The 6,740-nt window shown below is 74.7% G+C and carries 8 protein-coding genes; 7 read left to right on the top strand and 1 reads right to left on the bottom strand.

Annotated elements, in window-relative coordinates; all coding sequences use genetic code 11:
* Positions 1–39 precede the first annotated feature (39 nt).
* Positions 40–540 carry a DUF3515 family protein gene (locus Q0195_RS11875; RefSeq protein ID WP_299278775.1) on the top strand — a complete coding sequence of 167 codons (501 nt, stop codon included), beginning with the start codon at positions 40–42 and terminating at the stop codon, positions 538–540.
* 91 nt (positions 541–631) lie between these two features.
* The gene (locus Q0195_RS11870; RefSeq protein WP_299278772.1) at positions 632–1,768 is read left to right on the top strand and encodes a hypothetical protein; all 1,137 of its coding nucleotides are present in this window, start codon (positions 632–634) and stop codon (positions 1,766–1,768) included.
* Between the two features lie 169 nt (positions 1,769–1,937).
* Here the strand turns inward: Q0195_RS11870 and Q0195_RS11865 are convergent, their stop codons facing one another.
* Positions 1,938–3,071: a D-alanine--D-alanine ligase family protein gene (locus Q0195_RS11865; RefSeq protein ID WP_299278770.1), complete on the bottom strand. Its 1,134-nt coding sequence runs from the start codon at positions 3,069–3,071 to the stop codon at positions 1,938–1,940.
* Between the two features lie 148 nt (positions 3,072–3,219).
* Here Q0195_RS11865 and Q0195_RS11860 point away from each other — a divergent pair, with 148 nt between their 5' ends.
* Genes Q0195_RS11860 through Q0195_RS11840 form a run of 5 tightly spaced genes read left to right on the top strand, consistent with a single transcriptional unit; the run spans position 3,220 to position 6,653 of the window.
* Positions 3,220–4,386 (top strand): aminotransferase class V-fold PLP-dependent enzyme, encoded by a 1,167-nt coding sequence (locus Q0195_RS11860; RefSeq protein ID WP_299278768.1) that lies wholly within the window; start codon positions 3,220–3,222, stop codon positions 4,384–4,386.
* Between the two features lie 33 nt (positions 4,387–4,419).
* Complete coding sequence (locus Q0195_RS11855) at positions 4,420–5,115, top strand: hypothetical protein (protein WP_299278765.1); 696 nt, start codon at positions 4,420–4,422, stop codon at positions 5,113–5,115.
* Between the two features lie 47 nt (positions 5,116–5,162).
* On the top strand, positions 5,163–5,651 hold the full coding sequence (locus Q0195_RS11850; RefSeq protein ID WP_299278762.1) for a YlcI/YnfO family protein: 489 nt from the start codon (positions 5,163–5,165) through the stop codon (positions 5,649–5,651).
* 17 nt (positions 5,652–5,668) lie between these two features.
* Positions 5,669–5,812 (top strand): hypothetical protein, encoded by a 144-nt coding sequence (locus tag Q0195_RS11845; RefSeq protein WP_299278759.1) that lies wholly within the window; start codon positions 5,669–5,671, stop codon positions 5,810–5,812.
* A gap of 10 nt (positions 5,813–5,822) precedes the next feature.
* Positions 5,823–6,653 carry a DUF4097 family beta strand repeat-containing protein gene (locus Q0195_RS11840; protein WP_299278757.1) on the top strand — a complete coding sequence of 277 codons (831 nt, stop codon included), beginning with the start codon at positions 5,823–5,825 and terminating at the stop codon, positions 6,651–6,653.
* Positions 6,654–6,740 lie beyond the last annotated feature (87 nt).

Here is a 6,740-nt window from a genome sequence, read left to right as displayed (position 1 = left end):
CGTCCGGGCAGGGCCGCAGGACGGGTTACGGTGAACGTCGTGAGACGACGTGTGCTCGGTGTGCTGGCCGTGGCGATCCTGGCGGGGTGCGCCGCGCCCGTCAACGTCCCGCCCGGTCCGCACGCCTCGGACCCGGTGTGCGGCGAGGTGCTCCAGGCGCTGCCCGGGGTGCTCGCCGACGGCGAGGAGCGGTCGATCACCAGCCAGGCGACGGCGGCGTGGGGCGAGCCGCCGATCACGCTGCGCTGCGGCGTCGAGGTGCCGGGACCGAGCACCGAGCGGTGCATCACCGTGGAGTCCGGCGAGACCTCGGTGGACTGGCTCGCGCTGGAGAGCGACGACGAGCTCGTCCCCGAGCACGGCCGGCGGGACAGCGGCGCCTGGACCTTCATCACCTACGGCCGGGTACCCGCGGTGGAGGTGGTCGTGCCGGCCGAGCGCGGCGGGGACCAGCCCACCGCGGTGCTCGTCGAGCTCGCCTCGGCGGTGGAGCGCACTGCCGTCGAGCGGGAGTGCGTGGGCGTCGACGACGTGTACTGAGACCGCCGGAGGGGACCTTTCGCCCGGTTTTCCGGGCGGGACCGTGGTTACGGTCGAAGGAGAGTCCCCTACTGGAACGGAGGTCTCCCCAATGGACCTGTTGACCCGTAACGACGTGGCAGAGCTGGCCCGAGTCGAAGGAACCGGGGCGTGCGTCTCGGTGTTCCTCCCCACCCACCGGCGCGGCGGCGACACCGACGCCGACGCGCTCATGCTCAAGAACCTGCTCTCCCGGGCGGAGGACGCGCTGGCCGCCGAGGGCCTGCGCCGTCCCGAGATCGACGAGCTGCTCCGGCCCGGGCGCGAGCTGCAGAACGACGCCCTGGCGTGGAGCCACATGAGCGAGGGCCTGGCGCTGTTCCTCTCCACCGACGAGGCCCGCGCCTACCGCGTCCCTCGGGCGCTGCCCACCGCCGTCACCGTGGGTGACCGCTTCGTCTTCGCCCCGCTCCTGCGCCTGCTCGGCGGCCGGGAGCACTACCTCGTCCTCACCCTGAGCCAGGACCAGGTGCGGCTGTTCCAGGGCGGCCGCCACGGTCTGGAGCCGGTCGAGCTGCCCGACGTGCCGAGCAGCGTGGAGGAGGTCGTCACCGTACCCGCCGGCCGCCCCTCCCCCGTGGCCCGGGCGCTCGTCGGCGGCCGCCGGGGCCGGGCCGTGTTCTTCGGCCACGGCGCGAGCGACCCGAAGGAGGACGCCGTCCAGCGCTTCCTGCGCGAGGTCGACGACGGCCTGAAGGACGTGCTGCGCGACCGCGACCTGCCGATGGTGCTCGCCGGGCTGCCGCACACGGTCGCCGCGTTCCGCGAGCTCACCTCCTACCCGCACGTGCTCGAGGAGACGGTGGACCGCCACTGCGACGACCTCAGCGAGCAGGAGCTCCACGAGCTCACCTGGCCGATCATCTCCGGGCTGCGGGACCGTCGCCGGGCCGCCGCACTCTCCCGCCTCCGCGGGCTGCTCGGCACCGGCCTGGCCACGACCGACCCGGCGGCCGTCGAGCGCGCGGCGCGTTCCGGCCGGGTGGCCGAGCTCGTCGTCGACGAGGCCGTGCCGCGCTGGGGCTCCATCACCGAGCCGACGCTCGTCCACCTCGGGACCGACACCGAGTGGGCGGACGCCGAGCTGCTCGACCTCACCGCCCGGGCCACCCTGGCGGCCGGTGGAGAGGTGACCGTGGTTGAGGACGCCGGGCTGCCCGAGGGCATCGGCGCGATCCTGCGCTACTGACGGTCACGGTGGCACCGGGCTGCCCGGTGCCACCGACGTCGCCCGGCAGCGGTCGGGCGCGCTCGCCGCCGCGGCCAGTCGGCCGCTGCCGTGGTCATGGCCGGCCGCCGCGGTCAGTCGGTCGCTGCCGTGGTCATGGCCGGCCGCCGCCGTGGTCAGCCCGCCGCCGTCAGCGCAGTCCGATCGGCCGCTCGAGGGCGAGCTGGACGAGCTCGTCGACCAGCTCGGGGTAGCTCAGCCCGCTGCGCTCCCACATGAGCGGGTACATCGAGTAGGGCGTGAACCCGGGCATGGTGTTGACCTCGTTGATGGTCACCGTGCCGGTGTCACCGACGAAGAAGTCCACGCGCGCCAGCCCCTCGCAGCCGAGCGCCTCGAAGGCCTGCGCCGCGAGCGACCGCACCTGCTCGGTGACCTCCTCGGGCAGGTCGGCCGGGCAGCTGAGCCGGACGTGCTCGGCGTCGATGTACTTGGACTCGAAGTCGTAGAACTCGTGGCCGGTGACCGCGATCTCCCCCGGCAGCGCGGTGCGTGGGGGCGCGTCGCCGCGGCCCTCCAGCACGGCGCACTCGATCTCCCGGCCGGCGACGGCCGCCTCGACGATGACCTTCGGGTCGTGCCGCTGGGCGACGGCGACGGCGGCCTCGAGGTCCTCGAGCCGCTCGACCTTGGAGATGCCGAGGGACGACCCGGCGCGGGCGGGCTTGACGAACACCGGGAAGCCGAGGCTCTCGACGGCGTCCGTCGCTGCGCCGCGGTCGGCGCGCCACTGGCGCGGGGTGATGACGGTGTAGCGCCCCACCGGCAGGCCGTGCCCGGCGAGGACGACCTTCATGTAGTGCTTGTCCATCCCCACCGCCGAGGCGAGCACACCGGAGCCGACGTAGGGGATCTGCGCGAGCTCGAGCAGGCCCTGGAGCGTGCCGTCCTCCCCGAACGGGCCGTGGAGCACCGGGAAGACGACGTCGACCTCGCCCAGGCTGCGCGGCGGGCGGCCGGGCTCGGTGACCGTGAGGTCGCGGCTCGTCTCCGACATCGGCAGGACGACGTCGGCGTCCGCCGGCCGCACCTCGGGCAGCTCCGTCCCGTGGAGGGAGAGCGCCTCCGGGTCGTCCGGCGCGAGGACCCACTGACCCGCGGGCGTAATGCCGATCGGCACGACGTCGTAGCGGTCACGGTCCAGTGCGCGCAGCACACCGGCGGCCGTGGCGCAGCTGATGCCGTGCTCGCCACTGCGGCCGCCGAAGACGAGCGCCAGCCGGATGCGGCGCGAGGGCTGGTCGGGCTGGCTCGAAGCATTCATCGCCCGTGAGACTACCTGCGGGCCCGCTCCGGCTCCGCCGCAACCCGCCGGACCGGGGTGCCGGGCCTCGACATGACCTGGGACCGGGGTCCCCGGCCCTCGACAGACCTCGGACGGGGGTCCGCGGGCCTCGACATAACCTAGGGAGGTGACTGACCAGCACCCCTTCCCCAGCACCCAGCTCACCCCCGCCACCTACGCCGTCGTCGCCGGCCGCCCGGCGCGGGACGACGGCGCACCGGTCAACCCGCCGGTCGTCCTCTCCTCGACCTACGTCGGCCGCGGTGAGGTCCGGCCGGGCGACGCGGTGTACACGCGGCTGGGAACCGAGACGTGGGAGCCGCTGGAGGAGGTGCTCGCCGGTCTGGAGCGCGCCGCGGAGCCGGGCCTGGTCTTCGCCTCGGGCATGGCAGCTGTCAGCGCCGCCCTCGAGCTCACCCGCCCGGGCAGCCGGCTCGTCGTGCCGCGGCACGCCTACCACGCGGCCCTCGTCGCCGCCCACCGCCTCGGGGAGCGCAGCGGCGTGGACGTCGTCGAGGTCGACATCGCCGACACCGACGCGGTCCTCGCCGCGATCGCCGGCGGGCCGACGTCGCTGGTCTGGCTCGAGACACCGACCAACCCGATGCTCGAGATCGCCGACATCCGGGCGGTGAGCGCCGCCGCCCACGCCGCCGGCGCCCTCGTCGTCGTCGACAACACCTTTGCCACCCCGCTCGCACAGCGGCCGCTGGAGCTGGGCGCGGACGTCGTCGTCCACTCGGTGAGCAAGTACCTCGCGGGTCACTCCGACGTCATCCTCGGCGCGGTCCTCACCAGCGCGCGCGAGCTCTACGACGAGCTGCGGCTGCGCCGCGACATCGGCGGGGCGGTGGCCGGGCCGTGGGAGACCTGGCTCGCGCTCCGCGGGCTGCGCACCCTACCGCTGCGGGTGGAGCGCGCCCAGGAGAACGCCGCGGAGCTGGCGCGCCGGCTCGCCGAGCACCCCGACGTCGTCGCGGTCGGCCACCCCTCGCTGCCCACCCACCCGCAGCACGAGCGGGCCACGGCCCAGATGACGGGCTACGGCTCGATCATCACGCTGCGGCCGAGAGGTGGCCGCGCGGGGGCCGACGCCATCGCCGCCGCGGTCCGGCTCTGGGTGCCGGCGACGAGCCTCGGCGGCGTGGAGTCCAGCCTCGAGCGACGGCGCCGCTTCGACTCCGAGGCCGCCACCGTGCCGGAGGACCTGCTCCGGCTGTCGGTCGGCGTGGAGGACGTCGAGGACCTGTGGTCCGACCTCGTCCACGGGTTGGCCGCGGCCGCGCAGGTCTAGCATCGGTCGCACCGGCCGGACGAGGAGGGACCGATGACGACGCCGTGGCAGCGGTTCCCCCGACGTGTCGCGCTCGCCGGGGTCGCGGTCGCGACGCTCGGGCCGGCCGCGTGCAGCGGTGCGGAACCGGCCGGCGAGCCGACGTCGAACCCGCCCCCGATCGTCGTCGAGCGGCCGGCGGGTGGCGCCCCGACCGCCCCCACCGACCCGACGGACCCGGCGGAGCCCGCCGCCCCGACGGCGACGGATACGCCGACGGTCGTGGACGTCGACCCCGCCGCACCGCCGCCGTTCCGGTTCCCCGGGGAGCCGGACGTGTCCGAGCCGAGCGGGGAGCCGCTCCTGCCGGTGGCGCTGCACGTGGGCGACCACGACGGCTACGACCGCGTCGTCATCGAGTTCGCCGGTGACGGCGTACCCGGGTGGCGCAGCGAGTACGTCACCGAGGCCGTCGCGGCGGGCCGGGGTGACCGCATCGAAATCGACGCCGACGCCGTCCTCGCCGTCGACATCACCGGCACCCGGTACCCCGAGGAGGGCGAGGGCCACTACGCCCCGCTGGGGCCGCTCGACGGCAAGGACGTCATCGAGGAGGTCCACTACGTCGGGACCTTCGAGGGCGTCACCCAGCTCTTCGTCGGGGTCGACGACGGTGCGGCGGCCTACCGGGTCTTCCCCCTCGTCCGCCCGGCCCGCCTCGTCATCGACATCGCCGACCCCGACGACTGACGGCAGTTCCCTTGCCATGACGTCACGAATGACGCCATTATGACGTCATGGACCTCGCACCGTACCTGAGCAACCTCCGCGACGCCCTCGCCGCGGCCGCCCGCACCGCCGGCGAGGACGTCCAGGAGGCCGCCGAGCGGCTCGCGGCCGCGCTGGAGCCGGCGCTTCGTCTCACCCTGCTCGAGTTCGCCTCCGAGCTCACCGACGACATCACCGTCAAGCTCGACGGGGACGCCGTCGAGGTGCGCCTGCGTGGCGGCCAGCCGGAGGTCGTCGTCGAGCGCCGGCCACGCACCGAGCCGACACCGCCGTCACCGCCCACCCCACCCGAGCCCCCGGTCCCGTCCGAGGACTCCCAGGCGCGCGTCTCACTCCGCCTGCCCGAGAGCCTCAAGACCCGGATCGACGACGCGGCCGCCGCCGAGGGCGTCTCGGTCAACACGTGGATCGTGCGCGCCGCCCAGCGCGCGCTGCAGGCCCCACCCAGCCCACCGTTCTCCCCCGCGACCCGCCGGATGACCGGCTGGGCGCGGTGACACAGAGAGGCCTCCCCATGGACCCCCGAGTCCTCGGCGCCTTCGCCGAGCAGTACGTCCGCACCTTCCGCGCGGAGCGGGAGCCGGGCCGCCCGGTCCCCCGCCGCCGGCCCACCCGCGCCACCTTCCCGCTCCGCCGTGACAACGACGGCACCGTCTGAGAGAGGACCCATGAAGCACGAGTTCACCGTCGCCGGACCGATCCGGGTCCAGGCGACCCTGCGGGCCACCGACCTCGTCGTCGCCGAGGGCGCGGCCGACACGGTCACCGTCCTGCTCGAGTCGAGCCGGGACGCCTCCGACCGGGGGGCGTTCGTGGCGAGCACCGTCGTCGAGCTGGTCGGCGGCGTGCTGCACCTCGAGGCGCCGCTGCCCCGGTTCTTCTCCCGCGAGCGCACCCGGATCCGGGTGACGCTGCCGCCCGGCTCGGAGATCGACGTGGGCACCGGCTCGGGTGACATCACCTGCACGGTGCCGCTGAGCCGCGCCGTCGTCCGCTCGGGTTCCGGCGACATCCACCTCGTCGAGGTCGGCGACCTCGAGGCCGTCACCGGCTCGGGCGACGTCCGAGTCACGACCGTGGGCCGGGGCCGGGCCCAGACCGGGTCGGGCGACATCTGGGCGGGGGCCGTGCGCGACTCGCTCGTCACCCGCACCGGCTCCGGTGATGTCACCGTGGCGTCAACCGGGCGTCTGCAGTCGACATCGGGTTCGGGAGACATCACTGTCGACGAGCTGCACGGCCAGGCCCGGCTGCGTACGGCGTCCGGGGACGCCCACGTCGCCCGCGCCGTCTCCGGACACCTCGACGTCAAGTCGACCTCGGGCGACGTGCGGGTGGGGGTGGCGCAGGGCACCGCGGTGCTCCTCGACTGCAGCACGGTGTCGGGACAGATGCGCTCCGCACTCCGCTCCACCGGAGAGCCGGAGCCGGGCGAGGAGACCCTCGAGCTGGTCGCCCGGACGATCAGCGGCAACCTCCTCGTCGACCGCGCCGGCTGAGGCGCATCCCGTTCACCGCCGACCTGGCCGCCCAGGCGCGCCATGCCTCAGCACCGCTCGGCCCAGCCCCGTGCGTCAACGGCCCCC

The organism is uncultured Georgenia sp. (genome assembly GCF_937958535.1).
GTDB lineage: Bacteria > Actinomycetota > Actinomycetes > Actinomycetales > Actinomycetaceae > Oceanitalea.
Note: the sequence above shows the minus strand (reverse complement) of the source record. Positions and strands in the feature narration are given on the sequence as shown.